13 protein-coding genes are annotated in these 23515 nt (G+C 68.2%); 11 read left to right on the forward strand and 2 right to left on the reverse strand.

Going from position 1 to position 23515, the window contains the following annotated elements; all coding sequences use genetic code 11:
* Positions 1–30: 30 nt before the first annotated feature.
* Entirely contained in the window at positions 31–330 is a 300-nt protein-coding gene (locus tag KHO41_RS18890; protein WP_211954813.1) for a hypothetical protein, read from the reverse strand.
* 310 nt (positions 331–640) lie between these two features.
* Here KHO41_RS18890 and KHO41_RS18895 point away from each other — a divergent pair, with 310 nt between their 5' ends.
* The 8 genes from KHO41_RS18895 (at position 641) to treY (ending at position 21430) form a co-directional block, all read left to right on the forward strand.
* Positions 641–3991: an alpha-1,4-glucan--maltose-1-phosphate maltosyltransferase gene (locus KHO41_RS18895; protein ID WP_244873896.1), complete on the forward strand. Its 3351-nt coding sequence runs from the start codon at positions 641–643 to the stop codon at positions 3989–3991.
* Between the two features lie 33 nt (positions 3992–4024).
* On the forward strand, positions 4025–7390 hold the full coding sequence (gene treS, locus KHO41_RS18900; protein ID WP_211954814.1) for a maltose alpha-D-glucosyltransferase: 3366 nt from the start codon (positions 4025–4027) through the stop codon (positions 7388–7390).
* Positions 7387–9639, forward strand: coding sequence for a 1,4-alpha-glucan branching protein GlgB (gene glgB, locus KHO41_RS18905; RefSeq protein WP_211954815.1), 2253 nt, complete (start codon positions 7387–7389; stop codon positions 9637–9639). Before treS ends, glgB begins: the two co-directional genes overlap by 4 nt.
* 2 nt (positions 9640–9641) lie before the next feature.
* Positions 9642–11867 carry a glycogen debranching protein GlgX gene (gene glgX, locus KHO41_RS18910; protein ID WP_211954891.1) on the forward strand — a complete coding sequence of 742 codons (2226 nt, stop codon included), beginning with the start codon at positions 9642–9644 and terminating at the stop codon, positions 11865–11867.
* Complete coding sequence (malQ, locus tag KHO41_RS18915) at positions 11864–14065, forward strand: 4-alpha-glucanotransferase (protein ID WP_211954816.1); 2202 nt, start codon at positions 11864–11866, stop codon at positions 14063–14065. The genes glgX and malQ overlap by 4 nt, the downstream gene beginning before the upstream one ends.
* Before the next feature lie 24 nt (positions 14066–14089).
* Positions 14090–16636, forward strand: a complete 2547-nt coding sequence (locus tag KHO41_RS18920; protein WP_211954817.1) for a glycogen/starch/alpha-glucan phosphorylase — start codon at positions 14090–14092, stop codon at positions 16634–16636.
* A 173-nt stretch (positions 16637–16809) separates the two neighbouring features.
* Positions 16810–18798, forward strand: coding sequence for a malto-oligosyltrehalose trehalohydrolase (treZ, locus tag KHO41_RS18925; RefSeq protein WP_244873897.1), 1989 nt, complete (start codon positions 16810–16812; stop codon positions 18796–18798).
* Positions 18758–21430, forward strand: coding sequence for a malto-oligosyltrehalose synthase (gene treY, locus KHO41_RS18930; protein WP_244873898.1), 2673 nt, complete (start codon positions 18758–18760; stop codon positions 21428–21430). The genes treZ and treY overlap by 41 nt, the downstream gene beginning before the upstream one ends.
* Before the next feature lie 15 nt (positions 21431–21445).
* Here treY and KHO41_RS18935 read toward each other — a convergent pair whose 3' ends face one another.
* The gene (locus KHO41_RS18935; protein WP_211954819.1) at positions 21446–22021 is read right to left on the reverse strand and encodes a malto-oligosyltrehalose synthase; all 576 of its coding nucleotides are present in this window, start codon (positions 22019–22021) and stop codon (positions 21446–21448) included.
* Positions 22022–22418: 397 nt separating this feature from the next.
* On the opposite strand from KHO41_RS18935, the gene KHO41_RS18940 reads away from it, so the two are divergent.
* The 3 genes from KHO41_RS18940 to KHO41_RS18950 all read left to right on the forward strand — a co-directional run bounded on the left by KHO41_RS18940 (position 22419) and on the right by KHO41_RS18950 (position 23488).
* Positions 22419–22790, forward strand: a complete 372-nt coding sequence (locus KHO41_RS18940) for a BON domain-containing protein (protein ID WP_211954820.1) — start codon at positions 22419–22421, stop codon at positions 22788–22790.
* Positions 22791–22859: 69 nt separating this feature from the next.
* Positions 22860–23081 (forward strand): hypothetical protein, encoded by a 222-nt coding sequence (locus tag KHO41_RS18945; protein WP_211954821.1) that lies wholly within the window; start codon positions 22860–22862, stop codon positions 23079–23081.
* Positions 23082–23104: 23 nt separating this feature from the next.
* On the forward strand, positions 23105–23488 hold the full coding sequence (locus KHO41_RS18950; protein ID WP_211954822.1) for a hypothetical protein: 384 nt from the start codon (positions 23105–23107) through the stop codon (positions 23486–23488).
* The last annotated feature ends 27 nt before the right edge of the window (positions 23489–23515 follow it).

Genomic DNA, 23515 nt, shown 5'->3' on the forward strand with positions numbered 1-23515 from the left:
CGTGGCTGACGGCGGCAAACATCTCCGCCGTCAGCCCGTTCGTCCGGAACCCGCCCGCCCTCTCTCGCGCCCTGTCTCGCGCCCTGTGTCGCGCCAGGTCTTGTCCGCCTTGCGCATGCCGCGCACATTCATCGCCACCAGTGCCACCTGCAGCAGCATCAGCGCGTACGCGTCGCCCTGCCAGCCCCACGCGATCCACAGGATGTTGCTGACGAGAAATATCCAGAACCCGGCGCGCCGCCGCGCGACCGAACGCGATCCCACGAACCAGGTCGCGATGATGGTGGCCACCATGGCCGGCCACTGCATGGCTTCCAGCCAGTCTTGCATGTCTGCTCCCCGCTGCATGGCTGGCCTGTCAGCGAGCATGAAGCGTACCTGCCCGCTGCGCGCGCACATCACGGGCGCTGTCTGCATCAGCGCAATTTTTTCAAGCGGGGCGGTGGGGGCTGCACCTTTTACACGGACGAACGTCCACGCCGGTTGCACACCGCCCCGCCGCGCGCCGTTGCCGGCGTTAGGGGCGCGGGGTTGGGCCGGTACGGAATCGGCCTTGGCACGCACTTCGCATGGCTTCAGTCCAATTGTGTACTGCCTGGGGATACGGGGATGCAGGCCCAACCAGCCAAGGGAATACTACGTGCGCATCTGCCAGCTCACCATCGACCGGACTTCCGACCAGCCCGACTCGCAGCACGAAGCACTGCGGCGCGTCGCCGCGCTGGGCTTTGACCACGTCCTGCTTTCCGGCCGGCCCGCCGTTGTGCCGGCCAACCGGGACGCGCTGCCTGAGTTGTCAGCGCTGTGCGCGCTCTGCGCCCGGCACGGCCTGACGCCACTGCTCGACGTTTCGCTGGACCGCTATCAGGACAACGGCGCCGCCGTGATGGACCCCGCGTGGATCGATCACGCCGCGCCGGCTTTTGCCCCGCACGATACCGACAATCACCTGCCCGGCGCGCGGCTGCGCTGGCATGGGTCGGACGTGGCTACCGCTCTCGTCGATTGGTGGGCCACGCAGTTGCGTGCGGCCATGGCAGCGGGCGTTGCCGGCTTCTGCCTGCGCGCGCCAGCGCGCGTGCCCGGACGCCACTGGGCCGCACTGACCGGGGCGTTGCGTGGCGACGCCGGGGCACAGCAGGCCAGGCGGCCTCTCTTCCTGGCCTGGACACCAGGGCTGACTCCGGCGCAACTGGAAGGCCTTTTGCCCGGGCAGTTCGATGGCGCGTTCTGTTCCCTGCCGTGGTGGGACTATCGCAGCGCGTGGCTGACCGAGGAAATCGCGCGCCTGCGGCCTTTCGGGCGCGTGCTGGCGGCACCAGCACAGTCTCCGGCAAGGCAGGATGCCCTGTCCGCACGCCGTGCGCTGTGGACGGCGGCCGCCATTGGCGACGGCCTGCTGGTGCCGGCCGGCTTCGAAACCGGCGGCACGCAGGCGCACGATCCGCTGGCGGACGACGGTGGCGCGCAGGACGGTGCGCCGTATGACATCACCCATGAAGTGCTGCAGGCCAATGCGTGGCTTTCCGCGCGCGCGCTGGCGCCTGCGGTGTCGGTACGGCTGCTGAGCGGCCCAGACGCGCCGCTCACCGTGCTCGCCCGCCTGCAGGCACAGGATGGCCATGATGGCGCGGCACTGCCCGAATCGGCGCTGACCGTGGTCGTCAACCCCGACACGCAGGAGCCGGGCACGCTTGGCGTCGATCGCGTGCTGTCCACGCTGCCGCGCGCTGCGGCGAGCCTCGAAGCATCCGACGGCGGCCCGGGTGGCAGCGTCGACGCCGATACCACGCTCGACGCGCTGGCCGACATTACGCTGGCCCCTGCCGATATCCGCCTGTATCGGGCTATACCCTCGCCGTTGCGGCCCGCCGCGCGCGCGCCGCAGCCCGGCGAAACGATCACCGCCAGCGGGCTCGGCAGCGTGGTGGCCGCGCTGGCGTCGCCGCGCATTGCGATCGAAGCCGTCGAGCCCGCCTGCGATGCAGGGCGTTTTGCAGTGCGCCGCGTGGTCGGCGAACGGGTCGAGGTCAGCGCCGATATCTGGATGGACGGCCACGACAAGCTGGCAGCCGCCGTCCTGTGGCGTGCGCCCGGTGAGGAAACGTGGCAGGAAGCGCCAATGCGGCTGGGGGTCAACGACCGCTGGACCGGCAGCTTCCCGCTTGTCGCGCTGGGCCGCCACGAGTTCACGGTCGAGGCCTGGCGCGATGCCTTTGCGAGCTGGCTCGACGAGATCGGCAAGAAGCGCGCGGCCGGCGTAGACATTTCGCTGGAGACCGAGGAAGGTGCCAGGCTCGTGGCGGATGCGCTGATGCCCGCGAAGGGCGAGGCCCCGCCGCCGGATAGCGACCTGGCGGCGCTGGTCGATGAGCTGACTGCGAGTGCCGGCGACGATGCCGCACGCCTCGAGATCCTGCTGTCGCCGCGCACTGCCGCGGTCATGCAGGCCGCCATGCAGAAGCCGGAGGGACGCCCGTTCGCGAGCCGGCATCCGGTGCCGCTGCCGGTGGAGGCGGAACGGCTCGCCAGCCGCTTCGCGAGCTGGTACGAACTGTTCCCGCGCTCGGCAAGCAATGACGAGCGCCGCCACGGCACCTTCGACGACGTGATCGCGCGCTTGCCCGCCATCCGCGCGATGGGCTTCGACGTGCTGTACTTCCCGCCGATCCACCCGATCGGCAAGGCCCACCGCAAGGGCCGCAACAACAGCCTGCGCGCGGGCCCCGACGAGCCCGGCAGCCCCTATGCCATCGGAGCCGAAGACGGTGGCCACGATGCGTTGCATGCGCAGCTCGGCACCTTCGAGGATTTCCAGCGCCTGGGCCGCGCCGCTTCAGCGGCCGGGCTGGAACTGGCGCTGGATTTCGCGATCCAGTGCTCACCCGACCATCCGTGGCTCAGGCAGCATCCCGAGTGGTTCACGCGCCGGCCCGATGGCTCGCTGCGCTACGCCGAAAACCCGCCCAAGAAGTACGAGGACATCGTCAATGTCGACTTCTACGCGGCCGCGCCAGCCGCGGCGGCACTGTGGCAGGCACTGCGCGACGTGGTGATGTTCTGGGTAGAGCATGGCGTTCGCATCTTCCGCGTGGACAACCCGCACACCAAGCCCCTGCCGTTTTGGGAATGGATGATTGCCGACGTGCGCGCGCGGCATCCCGACACCATCTTCCTGGCCGAGGCGTTTACGCGCCCGAAGATGATGGCGCGGCTGGCCAAGCTCGGCTTCAGCCAGTCATACACCTACTTCACGTGGCGCAATACGCGCGCCGAGTTGACCGAGTACATGACCGAACTCACGCAGGGGCCGCTGCGCGAATTCTTCCGCCCGCATTTCTTTGTCAACACGCCCGACATCAACCCGTACTTCCTGCATCGCGGCGGACGTCCGGCGTTCCTGATCCGCGCGGCGCTGGCCACGCTGCTGTCCGGCCTGTGGGGCATGTACAGCGGGTTCGAGCTGTGCGAGTCCGAGCCGCTGGTGCTCGACGGCAAGGTGCGCGAGGAATACCTCGACTCCGAGAAGTACCAGATCCGCGCCCGCAATTGGCAGCAGCCCGGCAACATCGTGGCCGAGATCACGCGGCTGAACCAGATCCGGCTCGGCCATCCGGCACTCCAAAGCCACCTGGGCCTGCGCATCTACTCCGCCGGCAATGACGCGGTGCTGTACTTCGCGCGCTTCGTGCCCGGCACGGACTCAACCTTCGGCGACGACGTGCTGCTCGCGGCGATCAGCATGGACCCGCACGCGCCGCAGGAAGCCACGGTGGAAATTCCACTATGGGAATGGGGCCTGCCCGATCACGGCAGCGTGGCCGTGCAGGACCTGATGGACGAACACCGCTTCGCATGGCACGGCAAGCGCCAGCGCATCCGCATCGATCCGGCGCGGCTGCCGTTTGCGCTGTGGCACATCACCCCCATCGGCAAGCCGGTGCAGCGCGATACCGCGCCACCGGCCAGCGCTGATCCCCACGGCGCATGAAGGCGCGGCAATCCAAGGCATACGGAGACACGGATGAAACGCCTGACCGAACCCGCCAACGCCCTGCTGCTCAATGCGGATCCGCTCTGGTACAAGGACGCGGTCGTCTACCAGCTGCATATCAAATCGTTCTACGACGCGAATGGCGACGGCGTGGGGGACTTCGCCGGTCTGCTGGCCAAGCTGGACTATCTGGTTGACCTCGGCATCGATACTATCTGGCTGCTGCCGTTCTACCCGTCGCCGCGCCGCGACGACGGCTACGACATTGCGGACTACCGCAACGTGCACCCCGACTACGGCACGCTTGCCGAAGCGCGCCGTTTCGTCGCGGCGGCGCATGCGCGCGGCATCCGCGTCATTACGGAACTGGTCATCAACCACACCTCGGACCAGCACCCGTGGTTCCAGCGCGCGCGCAAGGCCAAGCCGGGCTCCGCCGCGCGCCGCTACTACGTGTGGGCCGACAATGACCAGGCCTATGCCGGCACGCGCATCATCTTCTGCGACACCGAGAAATCGAACTGGAGCTGGGACCCTGTCGCCGGCGCGTATTTCTGGCACCGCTTCTATTCGCACCAGCCCGACCTGAACTTCGACAACCCGCAGGTCATGAACGAGGTGCTGTCGGTCATGCGCTTTTGGCTGGACATCGGCGTGGACGGCCTGCGGCTGGACGCGGTGCCCTACCTCGTCGAACGCGAAGGCACCACGAACGAAAACCTGCCCGAGACGCATGCCGCGATCCGGCATATCCGCGCGCATCTCGATTCCCATTACCAGGGCCGCGTGCTGCTGGCCGAAGCCAACATGTGGCCGGAAGATGCGCAGCAGTACTTCGGGCGCAGCAGCACCGGCGACAAGGGCGACGAATGCCATATGGCCTTCCACTTCCCGCTGATGCCGCGCATGTACATGGCCATCGCGCGCGAGGACCGCTTCCCGATCACCGACATCATGCGCCAGACGCCGGAGCTGCCGACCGACTGCCAGTGGGCAATCTTCCTGCGCAACCATGACGAGCTGACGCTCGAAATGGTCACCAGCAGCGAGCGCGACTACCTGTGGGAAGTCTATGCGTCGGACCGCCGTGCGCGCATCAACCTGGGCATCCGGCGCAGGCTGGCGCCGCTAATGGAACGCGACCGCCGCCGCATCGAACTGATGAACAGCCTGCTGTTCTCCATGCCGGGCACGCCCGTGATCTACTACGGCGACGAGATCGGCATGGGCGACAACATCCACCTGGGCGACCGCGACGGCGTGCGCACGCCCATGCAGTGGTCGCCGGACCGCAACGGCGGCTTCTCGCATGCGGACCCCGAGCGCCTGGTGCTGCCGCCGCTGCAGGGCCCGCTGTACGGCTACGAGGCCGTCAACGTCGAAGCGCAGGCGCGCGACCCGCATTCGCTGCTCAACTGGATGCGCCGCATGCTGGCGCTGCGGCGCAAGCATCGCGCGTTCGGGCGCGGCACGCTGCGCTTCCTGTTTCCGGGAAACCGCAAGATCCTGGCCTATCTGCGCGAGTACGAAGACGAGCACATCCTGTGCGTGGCGAACCTGTCGCGGGCGCCGCAGGCGGTCGAACTCGATCTTGCCGCGTTCAATGGCCGCGTGCCGGTGGAAATGATGGGCGCTACGCCGTTCCCCGCGATCGGTACGCTGACCTACCTGCTTACGCTGCCGCCCTACGGTTTCTACTGGTTCGTGCTCAGCGAGGAGGCGCATCCCCCTGCCTGGCACGTCTCGGCCCCCGAACAGATGCCCGACCAGATCACGCTCGTGCTGCAGAACAAGGGACGCCCCGAACTGACCGAGGCCGCGCGCCGCATGCTCAACGATGAAGTGCTGCCGCCCTATATCCGCCGCCGGCGCTGGTTCGGTGCGAAGGACGACAGCATCCAGCGCGCCTCACTCGCTTACATGGCGCCTTTTACGCAAGGCGCCACGGGCGAGGAAATCTACCTCGGCGAAGTCGAGGTCAGGCTCTCCGGCGGCCGTACCGAGCGCTACCAGCTTCCGCTTGGGGTGCTGTGGGACCGCGAGAGCGCCGATAGCGTGTCTCAGCTGGCGCATGGACTGTCGATGGCGCGCGTGCGCCAGGGCAGCCGCGTGGGACTGGCCACGGATGGCTTCGTGCTGGAGCCATTCGCACGCGAAGTCATCCGCGCGCTGCGCGCCGACGCCGAGCTGCAGGGACCACAGGAGACGATCCGCTTCCGTTCCGAGCCCGGGCTGTCCGCGGTACAGCCCGAGCAGGAGGAAATCCAATGGATGTCGGCGGAGCAGTCCAACAGCTCGCTGGCCTACAACAACACGGCCGTGCTCAAGCTGGTGCGGCGCCTTTCCGGCGGCACGCATCCGGAAGTGGAGATGACGCGCTACCTGACGGCGCAGGGTTATCCGCATTCGCCGCCGCTGCTGGGCGAGGTGGTCCGCACCGGCGCTGACGGCGTGCCACATACGCTGATGATGGTGCAGGGCTACATCCTGAACCAGGGGAACGGCTGGGACTGGACGCTCGACTATCTCAGCCGCGTGATCGACGACGCGCTGCCTGCGCCAGAGAGCGAGGACGAGTTCGCCGAAGCCATGAACGGGTACGCCACCATGGCCGGCACGCTCGGACGACGCCTGGCCGAACTGCATGCCGTACTCGCGCGGCCGACCGACGATCCGGCCTTCGCCCCGCAGCCGGCTACCGAAGCCGAAACGCGGCAGTGGACCGACCAGGCCATGGCAGCCATCACGCATGCACTGGCATTGCTGCAAAAGCGTACGCAGAACGACGCGAAATCCGCGAGCAAGCGCTTCCTGGCCGACATCGATACCCTGCTGAAGGCCCGCGACGCCCTGCCCGCTCTGGTCGCCCGACTTGCCGCGGCGGCGCCGGGCAGCCTGCAGACGCGCTTCCACGGCGACTTCCACCTGGGCCAGGTGCTGATCGCGCAGAACGACACCTACCTGGTCGATTTCGAAGGCGAGCCGGGCCAGCCGCTCGACTGGCGCCGGCGCAAGACCTCACCGCTGCGCGACGTCGCGGGGCTGCTGCGTTCGATCGACTACGCCGCTGCGACCGTTGGCACGGACCGGCAGGAGCGCACCCACGCGGAGCTGCCGCCCGCGCTGGCGGAGCGCCGCGGCGGCCTGCTCGAACGCTTCCGCGAAACCGCCAGCGACGCCTTCCTGGGCTGCTACCGGCGGCACATGGAGGCTTCCGGCACGCCGTGGGCGGACGCCGCGCAGTTCCAGCCGCTGCTCGACCTGTTCCTGCTGGAGCGCGCTGCGTACGAAGTGGAGTATGAAGCCGCCAATCGCGTCGCCTGGATCGACCTTCCCGCCAGCGGGCTCGCGCGCATGGTGCGCAAGCTCATGGCCGGAAACCTGGAGGCGCAATGAACCGAGTCGACACCAGGCCGCCCGAGCGCCGCACGCAAACCCTCTCCGACGGCGAGCTGAGCGCGCTGGTTGAAGGCCGGCATCGCGATCCGTTTGCGATCCTGGGGCCACATCGGGACGGCGATACGCTGATCGTGCGCGCCTGCGTGCCCGGCGCGCACTCCGTGATGCTGACCGATTCGCGGGGCGAACCGCTGACCCCCATGACGCCGCAGCATGCCGGCGGCGTGTTCACCGGCCGCCTGCCCGCCGGGGTCTCGGTCTACCAGCTTCTGGTGCGCTGGCACAACGGCACCCAGCAGTTGAGCCACGACCCTTATGCGTTGGGGCTGCTGCTGGGCGAACTGGACCTGCACCTCATTGCCGAAGGCCGGCACTTCGAGCTTGGGGCCTGTCTTGGCGCGCAGTGGCGCAACGTGGACGGCATCCAGGGCGTGCGCTATGCGGTGTGGGCCCCCAACGCCCGGCGCGTGTCGGTCGTCGGCGATTTCAACGGCTGGCAGCCCGCGCGGCATCCGATGCGGCTGCGCCACCCGAGCGGTGTCTGGGAACTCTTCATCCCCGAGGCCATGGGCGCGCGGCCCGGCTGCCGCTACAAGTTCGACTTGCTGGACCCGCAGGGCGAAGAATTACCCGACAAGGCCGACCCGCTCGCGCTGGCGACCGAGGCGCCGCCAGCGACGGCATCGGTCGTGACGCAGCCGCAGGTTTCCGCGCCGCCGTTCGCGTGGCAGGACGACGAGTGGATGCGACTGCGCAATGCCGTCGACCCGTATGCGGCGCCGCTGTCGATCTACGAGATCCACGTCGGCTCGTGGCTGCGCGCGGCCAACGACCCGGCACGCGGCTGGGAGGTGCTGGCCGACCGGCTGATCCCCTATGTCCACGAGCTGGGCTTCACGCACATCGAACTGCTGCCCGTGACCGAGCATCCGTTCGGCGGATCATGGGGCTACCAGCCGCTGTCGCTCTACGCGCCCACTGCCCGTCTGGGTCCGCCACAGGCGTTCGCGGCGTTTATCGATCGCTGCCACCGCGACGGTATCGGGGTCATCCTCGACTGGGTGCCCGCGCATTTCCCGACCGACCCGCACGGGCTCGCGCGCTTCGACGGCACCGCGCTCTACGAGCACGAAGACCCGCGCGAGGGCTTCCACCAGGACTGGAATACGCTGATCTACAACCTCGGGCGCAACGAGGTGCGCGGCTTCCTTCTGGCGGGGGCGCTGCACTGGCTCGAACACTTCCACGTCGACGGCCTGCGCGTGGATGCGGTGGCCTCCATGCTCTACCGCGACTACAGCCGCGCCCCCGACCAGTGGGTGCCGAACCGCTTCGGCGGACGCGAGAACCTGGAGGCGGTCGACTTCCTGCGTGAACTCAACACCGTCGTGCACGAACGCTGCCCCGGCGCGCTGACCATTGCCGAGGAATCCACGGCGTGGTCCGGCGTGACCGCCAGCGCGGCCAGCGGCGGGCTTGGCTTCGATTTCAAGTGGAACATGGGCTGGATGCACGACACGCTGCGCTACCTGTCGCTCGATCCGATCCACCGTGCATGGCACCACCAGGACATGACGTTCGGCACCGTCTACGCGTGGTCGGAGGCGTTCGTGCTGCCGCTGTCGCACGACGAAGTCGTGCACGGCAAAGGCTCGATGCTGCGCAAGTGCCCGGGCGACGACTGGCAGCGCTTCGCCGGCCTGCGCGCCTACTACGGCTTCATGTGGGCCCACCCGGGCAAGAAGCTGCTGTTCATGGGCGGCGAACTGGCCCAGTGGCAGGAATGGAACCACGACGCCGAGCTCGACTGGGCGCTGCTCGATCACCCGATGCACCGCGGCGTCCACACGCTGGTGCGCGACCTCAACGCGCTGTACCGGGAACTGCCCGCCTTGCACGAACTTGACCATTCGCCTGCCGGCTTCGAGTGGGTGGTCGGCGACGATCACCAGAACAGCGTGTTCGCGTGGCTGCGCCGGCCGGCACCCGGCGGCGGAGATGTCGTGCTGGCCGTGACCAACATGACGCCGGTGCCGCGGTACGGCTACCGGATCGGCGTGCCGTCCGAAGGCTGCTGGCATGAGCGGCTCAATACCGACGCGGCCTGCTACGGTGGCAGCAACCTGGGCAATGGCGGTGGCGTGATGGCCGAGCCCGTGGCGTCGCATGGACAGGAAGCCTCGCTCTTGCTGACGCTGCCGCCGCTGGCCACGGTGATCCTGCAGCACGCCGGAACACAGGCATGATCATGGCGCTCCAGGTCCCGGACCGCCTGCTCCCCGGCAAGCCCTATCCGCTTGGTGCGCAATGGGACGGTCTCGGCGTGAACTTCGCCGTGTTCTCGGCCAATGCCTCGCGCATCGACCTGTGCCTGTTCTCGGCAAACGGGCGCAAGGAACTCGCGCGCATGCCGCTGCCCGAATGCACGGACGAGATCTGGCATGGCTATCTGCCCAATGCCGCGCTCGGCACCTTGTACGGGTTCCGCGCGTTCGGGCCCTACGACCCCGCGCGCGGGCACCGCTTCAACCCGCACAAGTTGCTGCTGGATCCGTACGCACGCCAACTCAGCGGGCCCGTGCGCTGGTCCGATGCGCTGTTCGGCTACCGCCTGCAGAGTGCGCGCGCCGACCTCACGCCAGACCGCCGTGACAGCGCGCCGACCATGCCGAAGGCCGTCGTCGTCGACGAAAGCTTCCACTGGGGCGACGACCGCCCGCCTGGCGTGCCCTGGCAGGACACGGTCATCTACGAAGCCCACCTGCGCGGCGTGTCGATGCTGCGCGACGATGTGCTGCCGCACCAGCGCGGCACGTTTGCTGCGCTGTGCGATCCGCGCTTTCTCGACCATCTGCTGCGCATGGGCATCACCACCGTCGAGCTGCTGCCGATCCACGCGATCCTGCAGGACCGCTTCCTGCTGGAACGCGGCCTGCGCAATTACTGGGGCTACAACACGCTGTCGTACTTCGCGCCGGAACCGTCGTACCTGGCCACGGACCAGCTTCACGAGCTCAAGGTCGCCGTGCGGCGGCTGCATGCCGCGGGCATCGAAGTGATCCTCGACGTGGTCTACAACCACACCTGCGAAGGCAACGAACTCGGGCCGACGGTGTCGTGGCGCGGGCTGGACAATGCCAGCTACTACCAGCTTGTGCCCGGCGACGAACGCCACTACCTCAACGACACCGGCTGCGGCAACATGCTCAACCTGCCCCATCCGCGCGTGCTGCAGATGGTGCTCGATTCGCTGCGCTACTGGGTGCAATGCTTCCACGTCGACGGCTTCCGTTTCGACCTGGGTGCGACGCTGGGCCGCGACCAGAACGGTTTCGACCCTGGCGCCTCGTTCTTCGACGCGATCCTGCAAGACCCGGTGCTGAGCCGTGTCAAGCTGATCTCCGAACCATGGGACCTGGGACCGGGCGGATACCAGCTCGGCAACCATCCGCCGGGCTTTGCCGAGTGGAACGACAAGTTCCGCGACACGGTGCGCCGCTTCTGGCGCGGCGACGCCGGACAGCGCGGCGAACTCGCGGCGCGGCTGTCGGGCTCGGCCGACCTGTTCGACCGGCGCCACCGGCGGCCCTGGGCCAGCGTCAATTTCATCACCGCGCATGACGGCTTCACGCTGGCGGACCTGGTCAGCTACAACGGCAAGCACAACGAGGACAACGGCGAAGAGAACCGCGACGGTACCGACAACAACTACAGCGCCAACTGGAGCCCCGACGGCAGTGTCGAAGGCCCCACGGACGACCCCGCCATCCTGGCGCTGCGCGCACGTGCCGCGCAAGCAATGCTGGCCACGCTGCTGCTGGCCCAGGGCACGCCCATGCTGACCGCCGGCGACGAATGGGGCCGCAGCCAGCATGGCAACAACAATGCGTACTGCCAGGACACCGCGCTGTCGTGGCTGGACTGGAAGCAGGCCCAGACGCCGCGCGGCCAGGTGCTGCTGCAGATGGTGCGCCGCCTGCTGGCGCTGCGCCTGCGGCTGCCTTCGCTCGGCGCCAACCGTTTTTCCCACGGCAATCAGGAACCCGCACCGGGGATCGGCGACATTGCGTGGTTCGATACCGAGGGGCAGCCACCCAGCCCGGAGGCGTGGGCCGATCCGGAGATCCGCACGCTGGCGCTGCGCCGCGCGGCAGCGCCGCCGCGCTCGGAACGCCTCGAGCTGGCCCACCGCGCGACGCGAGACGGACACCCGGGTCCGGTCAACGTGACCCTGCTGCTGCTCAACGCGGGCGATACCGACGTCGTGTTCCGGCTACCCGAACCGGCGCTCCCATGGCAACTGGTACTGGACAGCAGCCAGCCACAGGCGGAAGCCGGGCGGCCGTCGAATGCCGTCACGGAGCAGGCCGTGCCTGCCCATTCGCTGGTGCTGCTGGCCGCGCAGGCCGCGCCACAACGCTTCGATCATCCGGCAGAGCCCGCACGCGCCGCGCCGCAGGAGGCCGTCTCATGAGCGCCAAGACCACCTCTGATTCAGACGCATTGCATGCACTCGCGGTACACGCCGGCGTGCAACCACGCTGGCTCGATGCCTGGGGCCGGCCGCAACAGGTCCCGGACGACGCGCTGCGGCGCATGCTGCAAGGCCTGGCGCTGGCTTGCGACACGCCGGCGCAATGCCGGGCCTCCGGCGCACGGCTCGATGCCGAGGATGCCGCGCTGGGACTGCCTCCGCTGATCACGGCGGACCTGGGCGAGCCCATTGATATTCCCTGGCCCAATGGCGCCGAAGCCAGGCCGTACCAGATCCAACTCGAGGACGGCAGCCACCTCGACGGCACCGCACAGCCTGCCGGAAACGGGACGCTGCGCCTGTCGCCCGTAGCCGTCTGTGGCTACCACTGCCTGCACATCGGCGAGGCGGAGACCGTCCTGGCCGTGGCTCCGCCCCGCTGCTTCGGCGTGGAGGACGCGCTGCGGGAAGCCGGCCGCCACACGGCGGGCGAACGCGCATGGGGCCTGGCCGTGCAACTCTATGCGCTGCGCCGCGGTGCACCGACTGGCATGGGCGACCTGACCGCGCTCGCGCAGTGCTGCGAAGCCGCTGCCCGCGAGCACGCGGATGCGGTGGCAATCAATCCGCTCCATGCGGGCTTTGCCGCGCTGCCGGATCGCTACAGCCCTTATTCGCCGTCCAGCCGGCTGTTCCACAACCCGCTCTACGCCGACCCAGCGGCGGTATTCGGCCAGGATGCCGTCGATAGCGCGATGGCGGCGCTGAACGCCGGTACGGCATTCGCGCAACATGAAGCACGCAGCGAGATCGACTGGGTGGACATCTCGCGCCTGCGCCTGTCGGTGTTGCGCTGGCTATGGCAGCACCGTGCGCAGCTCTTGCCGCAAGCGGCGCTGGATGCGTGCGCCGCGTTCCGTGCACGCGGCGGCACGGCACTGCACGACCACGCGTGCTACGAGGCGATCCAGGCGAGCCGACTTGGCGAGGCAGCCAATTCCATGAACGCCAACGGCTCCGCGGACTGGCGTTGCTGGCCCGTGACGCTGCGGTCCCCGGCCAACGCAGCCGTGACCGCGTTCACGGTCGCGCATCCGCAGGAGATCGATTACCACATCTTCCTGCAATGGCTCGCGGACGACGGCCTGGCGCGCGCGCAGCGCGCGGCGCGGGACGCGGGCATGGCCATTGGCGTGATCGGCGACCTCGCAGTCGGCGCCGATCCCGGCGGCAGCCAGGCGTGGTCGCGCCAGCAGGACATGCTGCCGGGCTTCCACGCCGGCGCGCCGCCCGATGTCTACAACCCGTTCGGACAGGACTGGGGCGTGACCGTGTTTTCGCCGCGAAGGCTGCGCCAGCGCGGCTACGGGGCGTTCATCGAGATGCTGCGTGCCAACCTGGCACACGCGGGCGGCTTGCGCATCGACCACGTGCTGGGGTTGGCGCGCATGTGGCTGGTGCCCGCAGGCGCCTCCGCGCGCGACGGCGCCTATCTCGCCTTCCCGCTGCAGGAGTTGTTGCGGCTGGTGGCGCTGGAATCGTGGCGGCACCACGCGATCATCATCGGCGAGAACCTTGGCACGGTGCCCGCGCATCTGGACAGCGCACTCGCCGGGCGCGGCGTGCTCGGCATCGACGTGCTGTGGTTTGCACGCGAAACACTGAGTCCGGACGACAACGACGGCCCGGCGTTTCCAGCCACGGACACGCCGCCGTTCCTGCCCGCCGAAGCGTGGCCGCGACACGCCGTGGCCACCACGTCGACGCACGACCTGCCAACGGTCGCAGGCTGGTGGCAAGGCCGGGACCTGGCATGGCGCGAGCAATTGGGCCTGCTGGCGCAGGACGAAACGCCGCAAGGCGTACACGCCGCCCGTGTGCGCGAGCGCACCGCGCTGTGGCAGGCGCTGTGCGATGCTGGCCTGGCCAGCGGGACGGCGCCCGAGCCGGAGCATCCGCCACTGGACAGCGTGCTGGCCTGGCTGGGCCGCACGCGCACGCCGCTGCGCCTGCTGCCGGTGGAAGACCTGCTCGGCGTGTCCGAGCAAGCCAACCTGCCGGGGACCACGGCGGGCCACCCCAACTGGCAGCGCAGGCTTGACGCGGACGTGCGCCGGCTCTTTGATGCTCCGGCCCTGCGCGCCCGGGCACAGGCGGTGCGTCAGGGCCGGCTTCCCGGCCCGCCGCGCCAGCGCTGAACCATCACGCTACGGAGGTCGTTCATGACGGAAGCCAACCGGCCCGAGCATGCCGACGATACCCGCACCGCGCTTTCCAGCGCCACGATCCGGCGCGCGTTTCTGGATCATCTGTTCCACACCCAGGGCAAGCCACCCGAGCATGCGAGCCAGAACGACCTGTACCAGGCACTTGCGCATACCGTGCGTGACCGCCTGGTGCAGCGCTGGATCAGCACGTCGGAGGCTTACCTGGACCAGCCGTCGCGCACGGTCGCCTACCTGTCGGCGGAATTCCTGATGGGCCCGCACCTGGGCAACAACCTGATCAACCTCGGCATCTACAGCGAGGTGCAGGCCGCCATGCAGGCGCTCGGGCTGGATCTCGATCAGATCCTGGCGCAGGAGATCGAACCGGGGCTCGGCAACGGCGGCCTTGGCCGGCTCGCGGCATGCTTCATGGATTCGCTGGCGACGCTGGAGATCCCGGCACTCGGCTACGGCATCCGCTACGAATACGGCATCTTCCAGCAGGCCATCATCGACGGCATGCAGGTCGAAAAGACCGATAGCTGGCTGCGCAACGGCAACCCGTGGGAGATCCAGCGTTCGGAATGGGCGGTACAGGTGCGCCTGGGCGGCCATACCGAGCACTATGCCGACGGCCGCGGGCACTATTGCGTGCGCTGGGTGCCGGCCAAGACGGTGATCGGCGTGCCATTCGACTCGCCGATCCTGGGCTACCGCGTCAATACCGTCAACACGCTGCGCCTGTGGCGCGCCGACGCGACTGAGGCCTTCGATTTCCCGACCTTCAACCGCGGCGACTATCTCGGCGCGGTCAGCAAGAAGATCACGTCGGAGAACCTGACCAAGGTGCTGTACCCGAACGACGAGACCCAGCAGGGGAAGGAATTGCGCCTGGAGCAGCAGTATTTCTTCGTCGCGTGTTCGCTGCAGGACATGCTGCGGCTGCTCGCGGCCGATGGCATGCCGGTTTCACGCTTCCATGAGAAGTTCGCGGTACAGCTCAACGACACGCACCCCGCTGTCGGCATTGCCGAGCTGATGCGGCTGCTGGTGGACGAGCACGACCTGCCATGGGACCAGGCCTGGGACATCACGTGCCAGGCGTTCGCGTACACGAACCATACGCTGTTGCCCGAGGCGCTGGAACAATGGCCGCTGCCGTTGTTCGGCCGCGTGCTGCCGCGCCATCTCGAGATCATCTTCGAAATCAACGCGCGCTTTCTCGAAGAAGCGCGCATCCGCTTCTATGGCGACGATTCGCGCCTGGCCAGGCTGTCGCTGATCAACGAGCACGGCGAACGGCACGTGCGCATGGCGCACCTGGCCTGCGTGGGCAGCCACGCCATCAACGGCGTGGCGGAGCTGCATTCACGGCTGATGCGCGAAGACGTGCTCAAGGACTTCCACGAGATGTGGCCCGAGAAGTTCACGAGCATCACCAATGGCGTCACGCCGCGGCGCTGGCTGGCACTGTCGAACCCGCGCCTGTCGCGGTTGGTGACCGATGCCATCGGTGATGAGTGGGTTACCGACCTGGAGCAGTTGCGTGCCCTGGAGCCGTTTGCCGACGATGCCGGCTTCCGCGAGCAGTGGCAGGCCGTGCGGCGCGACAACAAGGTGGCGCTCGCGGAACTGGTGCGCGATTGCACGGGCGTGGTCATCGACCCGTCGTCGATGTTCGATGTCATGGTCAAGCGCATCCACGAGTACAAGCGCCAGCACCTGGCGGTGCTGCACATCATTGCGCTGTACCACCGCATCAAGTCCGACCCGGACCTGGACCTCGCACCGCGTACCTTCCTGTTCGGCGGCAAGGCGGCGCCGGGCTACGAATACGCCAAGCTGATGATCCGCTTCATCACCAGCGTGGCCGATGTGGTCAACCGCGACCCGCAGGTGCGCGACCGGCTCAAGGTGGTGTTCCTGCCCAACTTCAATGTCACCTACGGGCAACGCATCTACCCGGCGGCGGACCTGTCGGAGCAGATCTCGCTGGCCGGCAAGGAGGCATCTGGCACGGGCAACATGAAGTTCGCAATGAATGGCGCGCTGACCATCGGCACCATGGACGGCGCCAATATCGAGCTGTGCGAGGCGATCGGCCCGGACAACTTCTTCGCCTTCGGATTGACCGCGCCCGAGGTTTACGCCCTGCGTGCCGCCGGCTACGATCCGGCCGCCTACTACCACCGCAACGATGAACTGCGCGCGGTCATCGACCTCGTCCAGCAGGGATTCTTCTCGCATGGTGATGCCGGCGTCTTCCGCGGCCTGTTCGATGCGCAGCTGCGGCATGACCCCTACCTGCTGCTGGCCGATTTCGGCGCCTATGTCGAATGCCAGCAGCGCGTGTGCGAGACCTATGTGCAACCGCGACGCTGGCAGCGCATGTCGGTGCTGTCATGCGCGCGCTCCGGCCGCTTCTCGTCGGACCGTGCCATCCGCGAATACTGCGACCGGATCTGGAAGGTCGAGCCCGTGCCGGTCCACCTGCTGCACCGCGCCGGCGGCACGCCGCGCCAGGCGGACAGCCGGATACGTGCAGTGGGCAAAGGCCGCTAGGCGTATGCATTTTCTACAACCCCGTACTGGAACCCGCCATGCCGGGCCGCACGCAGCCGGTCCCGGCGCCAGACAGCGCCGTGGCGGCTTCCTGGCATGGAGTTCGCTATACCCCAGCGGTTCCCGGCTCTTTTCTCCCGACGGAATCGACCTTTCAGGCCCAGGAGCTGATCTTGAACCTCACTTCATTTTTCCTCGGCACCGGAGCAACGTCGGCCACGCCCCGCCTGGCGCCACTGGACAGCTTTTCGGCCAGCGCGCCACAGGTGCCCGCCGCCAACGACGACCCGCACAGCTATGCCTTCGGACCGGTGTGGCTGCCCGAAGGCCGCATCGGCTTTCGGCTGTGGGCGCCGGACGCCGCCCGGCGTGGGGAGTCGGTCAGGCTGGAAATCGCCGGCATGGGCCCGGTGCGGATGACCGCTTGCGAGAACGGCTGGTACCGCGCCGCGGTGCCGTGCGCCGACGGTACGCGCTACTGGTTCCGGCTCGATGATGGCACTACCTTTCCCGACCCGGCTTCGCGGTGGCAGCCCAACGATGTGCATGGCCCCAGCGTCGCGTGCCAGCCCAAGGCCCGGACCTATCCGTGGAAGTGTCCCGACTGGCGCGGGCGCCCGTGGCACGAGGCCGTCATCTGCGAACTGCACGTCGGCCTGTGCCGCGGCTTTGCGGGCGCCATGGCGCAGTTGCAGCGCCTTTCCGCGCTGGGCTTCACCGCGGTGGAGCTGATGCCGCTGGCCGAGTTTCCCGGCACACGCAACTGGGGCTACGACGGCGTGCTGCCGTTCGCCCCCGAGTCCGGCTATGGCACGCCCGACGACCTGCGCGCACTGGTCGACCATGCCCACAGCCTTGGCATGATGGTGTTGCTCGACGTGGTGTACAACCATTTCGGGCCGGAGGGCAACTACCTGCATCACTATGCGAGCGCATTCTTCCGTCAGGACCGGCAGACGCCGTGGGGCCCGGCCCTCGACTTCCGCCGCAGCGAAGTGCGCCGCTTCTTTGCCGAGAACGCGCGCTACTGGCTGGAAGAGTTCCGCTTCGACGGCCTGCGGCTGGACGCCGTCCATGCGATCGACGACGAAGGCTGGCTCACCACGCTGCCGTCGGACCTGCGGGCGTTGCCCGGCTTGCAAGGGCGCCATGTCCACCTGGTGCTCGAAAACGACCACAACGACGCCTCGCTGCTGTCCGCGGGCTTCGATGCGCAATGGAACGATGACGCGCACCACGCGCTGCATGTGCTGCTAACCGGCGAACAGGACGGCTACTATCGCGACTACGGCGCAACCCCGGACCGCCCGGCAAACACCAGCCAGAATGCGGGCCATAACACACCGCTGAGGCACCTGGCCCGCGTCCTGCGCGAAGGCTTCGCCTACCAGGGCGAGGTGTCGCCGTACCGCTCGGAAGGCGATCCTGCGCACGCGCCGGTTCGTCGCGGCAAGCCCAGTGGCCACCTGCCGCCCACGGCCTTTGTGAGCTTCCTGCAGAACCATGACCAGATCGGCAACCGGGCCTTCGGCGACAGGCTGACGACCCTGGCTGACCCTGGTGCGCTGCGTGTCGCTGTCGCCCTCCAACTGCTTTGCCCGCAGGTGCCGCTGGTGTTCATGGGCGAGGAATGCGGCGCGCAGACGCCCTTCTACTACTTCACCAGCCATCCACCGGAACTGGCCGAGGCGGTCCGCCAGGGGCGCAGGCAGGAATTCGCGGGCATGGCCGCATTTCGCGACGAATCGCAGGCGCAAGAGATTCCGGACCCGAACGACCCGGCCACGTTCGAGGCCTCGCGCCCGCCGATGGAGGTGGAGAACGACTGGACACGCTACTACCGCAGGCTGCTCGCCATCCGGCGCGAATGGCTCATGGACCGGCTGCCGCGTGCGCGCATCTCGGGCGTCGATGTGCTTGGACAAGCGGCGCTGCGCGCACGCTGGCGCCTGGGTGACGGCACGTGCCTGTCGATCTGGGTTAACCTGGGCGAGGACGTCGCGGCTTGTCAGCCCCCTGCGCCCGGCTACACGGTGCTCCACGAAACGGCCAGCGGCCAGGCGGATGCCGTCGCCGGTGGTTCGCTGCCGGCAATGAGTTGCATCGCCATCCTGTCCGGCCATGGCGAGCACGTCCATGGTGCCGGTAGCGGTACGCGCTGACACGCCGGTGCAACCGGCCACGCGTGACGCGCATCTGCCGCCGCGTGCCACGGCGCGCCTGCAGCTTCACCCCGGCTTCACGCTGGGCGACGCAGCCGGGATCGTCGGCTACTACGCCACGCTCGGTGTGAGCCACCTGTATCTATCGCCGGTGACCGAGGCACGGCCCGGCTCCACGCACGGTTACGACGTGACCGACTTCACGCGTGTGCGCGAGGCGCTGGGCGGCGAGGCCGCGCTGCACGCGCTGGCCCAGCGGGCACACCAGGCGGGCCTCGGCCTGATCCTCGACATCGTGCCCAACCACATGGCTGCCGATGCCACGCACAACGCCTGGTGGCGTGACGTCCTGGCGCACGGACAGGACAGCCAGCACGCCACGTACTTTGATATCGACTGGCAGCCTCCCGATGCGACGCTGCACGGCAAGGTGCTGGTCCCCATACTCGGCCATCCCTACTGGGAAACGCTCGCGCGCGGCGATCTGCGAGTGGTGTGGACTGCGGCGAGCGGCGCGGCATCGCTGCGCTATTTCGAACACGACTTCCCGCTTGCGCCGGAGAGCCTGCCCCGGCACGCCATGATGGATGCCGCGTGGTTCGATGCCACGCACGAGACCGGCCGGGAACACCTGCATGCCTTGCTCGAACGCCAGCACTATCGGCTGGCGTGGTGGCGCACCGCTGCCGCAGCGCTCAATCGGCGGCGCTTTTTCGAGATCAGCGACCTGGTCGGCATCAGGCAGGAAGATCCGGCCGTCTTCGCCGCCACGCATGCGCTGGTGTTCCGGTTGCTGCGGGAACGCATCATTGACGGCGTACGTGTCGACCACGTGGACGGTCTTGCGGATCCGGCGGGCTATTGCCGGCAACTGCGCGATTGCCTGGATCAGCATGCTCCCCCTTGCCCCTGGCTCGTGGTCGAAAAAATCCTGGCGCCTGGAGAGATACTGCCTGCGGACTGGCAGGTGGACGGCACCACCGGCTACGACTTCATGGACGAGGTTGCCGCCGTGCTGCACAGCGACGCAGGCGCCGCCGCGCTCAATGCCTTGTGGCGTCAGGCCGGCAGACGCCCCGACAGCTATCCCGTCGCCGTGGCGGACGCACGCCGCCAGATCCTGCGGCACCATCTGGTTATCGAGTTTGAAACCGCCTGCGCGCGGCTGCACGCGTGCGCATCGGCCGATCCCGCCACGCGGGACCTGACGCGTGCGGCGCTGGCGCAGGCGCTGACCGGCTGGCTCGAAGCCATCCCGGTCTATCGCAGCTACCTGAACGGCGATCCAGCCCGGCGCGACGCGGCTGCGCTGCGTGCCGAGCAGGCCATGCTCGACGAAGCGGCCAGCACCGCCCGCGCAACGCTGGCGCCGGAACAGGCCGCCGCGCTCGATTTCATCCTGGCCTGCCTGCGCACGCGCGAGCCCGATGCCAGCGCGCTGGCGCAGATCCGGCGCCGTTTGCAGCAACTGATGCCGGCGCTGGCGGCCAAGGCCGGCGAAGACACCGCGTTCTACCGCTACGGCCCGCTGCTGTCGCGCAACGAGGTAGGCAGCCATCCGGCGACCATGGCACTGCCCGTGGCGGACTTCCATGCAGCCATGGCCCGGCGGCAGCAATCCTTTCCCCATGCGATGCTCGCCACCGCCACGCACGACCACAAGCGTGGTGAAGATGCGCGCATGCGGCTCGCCGTACTGAGCGAGGTGCCGCAGGAATGGGCGGCGGCCGTGCGGGCCTGGGAAGTCGAAGGTGCCGCGCTGCTGGCATCGCTGCCGCAGGTGCCGGATGCGGCGGACCGCCTGATGCTGTATCAGTCCCTGGTCGGTGCATGGCCCATGTCGAGCGATACGCTCGAACGCGATGGCGCACGGGAAGCGTTTCTCGATCGCATCGCCCAATGGCAGCGCAAGGCCATTCGCGAAGCCAAGCTGCATGGCAACTGGACCATGCCGAACGCCGCCTACGAAGCCGCCTGCGACGCCTTCCTGCACAGGCTGGCAGTCGATGGGCCGCATGGCGGCCTGCTCGCGCGGATCGGGCAGTTCGTCCAGCGCGTGGCCCCGGCCGGTGCCATGAACGGACTGGCCCAGGTCATGATCCAGTTGACGGCACCGGGTGTACCGGACCGCTACCAGGGATGCGAAGACTGGGACCTGAGCCTGGTCGATCCGGATAACCGGCGCCCGGTCGACTACGCTCGGCTGCAGGCGCAACTGGAAAGCCCCGCGGGCTGTCCAGAATGGCTGGCGGACTGGCGTGACGGGCGCATCAAGCAGCAGATCGTGCGCCATGTACTCATGGCACGCCGTACGCACGAAGCGCTGTTCCGGGACGGGGACTACCAGCCGCTCGCCGCGAAAGGTCCGCTGGCGGACCATGTGCTGGCGTTCGCGCGCACGCTGGGAGAGCAGCAGGCAGTGACAGTCGTCTCTCGCCTGGGCGCGACGCTGGTTGCTGACGTTCCTCTTGTGCCGCCGGCTCGCTGGCACGGCACCATGATCGAGACCGGCCCGGGTCAGGCCCGCTGCTGGGTCGACGCCCTCACGGGGCAAGTATTCACGCCGGACGGCTTACGGATGCAGCACGTGCTCGCCGCGCTCCCCGTCGCGCTGCTGCTGCGGCAGGACTAGCACAATCGTCCCCGTTCACATCGCCCGCGCCATGCCCGATACTCCCCGCGCCGCGATCGGCGTCAGCGGCTTGCCGTTCTCCGCCTGGCTTGGCGATGCACCCTGGTCCTGTGGCACGTACGGCCGGATCACCAGCGCCACGTAGTTGTCTTCCTTCGGCGTCACCACGATGTACGCCAGGCCCGACATCACCAGGCCGACTTCGCCCAGTTCCGTGGAAATGCGCGCGACGATGAAGCGCTGCAGCAGCCGGGGATCCATCGATTCGTCGATCGCCAGCGCGGCGGTACAGATGGTCAGGAAGCAGCGTTCCACCTCCTGGCAGACCACCACGACCTCGTCGAGCGCGTAGCCGGAACGGCTCGCGCGTACCAGCACCGACACGCCCGTGCTGGGCGCTGCCTTGTGCCAGCCGGCCTTGGTGTGGAAGGCGGGCAGCGTCAGGCCGGAGCCCGTGTCGTGGGCCACTGTGTTGAATCGCTGGGAAAAGTCCGCTGGCGTGATGGCGAGCAACTGGCGCTCGACAGGTGTGGAAGACACCGCCACGGACGAGGCGAGAACAAGGGAAGACAGGACGCCGGCCAGATTCATAGCTTCCTCCCGATCGATGAGCCGTCCCCCCGGCCGGCTGCCTGGACGCCACCCCGCATGCGGTCCAAGGCCAGCATCTCTCCTCACTATAGACGTGGCTGCACGCAAGTGCCGCGCCACCGGCACGGCGGAATCGCGCCCGGGCGATGGCACCGGCCCGCCCCGGTGCGCGCTCACGCGGCGTACGTTGCCCATGCAGTTTCTGCAGCCGCTGTAAAAAGTACTGCAGCGTTGTTCGGTCCGCGCCACACCGCCCCCCGCATGCCGGCATCGCCACGCGGGAACGGAGCTTGCAGAGACATGACGGGGCGGCCCTCGATCAGCCTGCGCAATGACTGTGCCATTTGTCATATGCGTGCGTGTAAGCGGGGACTGCCGGATTCCGGAGGACTTCGCCATGAACATTCGCCTGCGTGCCAATTCACGTCTCGTTGCCCCGGCCGTGGCAGCCGCGCTGCTGTTCGCTGGCACGGTCGCCAACGCGGCACCCACCGACCCGCCGGCCGTCCCGTCGTCGCCAGGGCGCACGGTTGCACCGCGCGATACGGAGGCCACTACCGACCGCGCCATTACCACGGAAGTCAGATCGCGGCTGTCCACGACACGGGGCCTGGAACCCGCCAACATCCGCGTCAGCACCACTGACGGCGTGGTGCGGCTCGAGGGCACGGTACGCGACGACGCGCAGCGCGCACGCGCGATGGAAACGGCCCGAGGCGTGCGCGGCGTCACGGCCGTGTCTGACGAATTGAAGGCCCACACGGACTAGGGTCGATGAATTGAGAGATTGAGGGATTCGGATGGACCGGCCCAAGCCGGTATCAAGGGAGCGATAGCGATGAACACGCACCGTCAGCACGAGCATGACAACCAGCAGGATTCCAGGCGCACGACCCACAAGGGGCCAGACGTCGAACATGAACGCGGCAAGCCCGGCAGGGATCGCCGCCGCGACGTGGAACGCGAACACGATATCCCGGACGAGAACGGCGAGCCGCCATCCGTACGCCATGGTGGCGGAAATCCGGATGCGAAAGAGCCGCCGGTCGAAAACACCTGACGGCACAAGGACAAGGAGCACCAATGAGCAAGACCGTACGAACCGGCGGGCGCGCCGACAGCCGGGCCTCAGCGGCGTCCTCGCCGGACGCGGCGGCAAGGCGACGCAAGCGTACCACCACCACCCGGGCCAGTAGCGACGCACGCAGCGCCGTGGAAGCCACTGGCGGCAATGTGCGCAGTACCCTGGACCCGGACCTGACCGAACCGGCCGAGGCCATCGACGCCGAACTCGAACAGCTCGACCGCGACCGCCATGGCTCGCCTGACGAGGCGCTGCCCGAAGAGGAAATCAGCGAGGAGATCGAGCGCGCGGCAGAGCGGCTGCCTGCGGACGTCCCCGTTGACAAGGCGGATCGCACGGATGAGCGGGAAGAACGGCCGCCTTCCTCGCCAAAAATTGAATGAAGTCAGCGTTGGGGGAGCACTCGGGCA

The sequence above is a fragment of the Cupriavidus numazuensis genome (genome assembly GCF_905397435.1).
Lineage (GTDB): Bacteria > Pseudomonadota > Gammaproteobacteria > Burkholderiales > Burkholderiaceae > Cupriavidus > Cupriavidus numazuensis.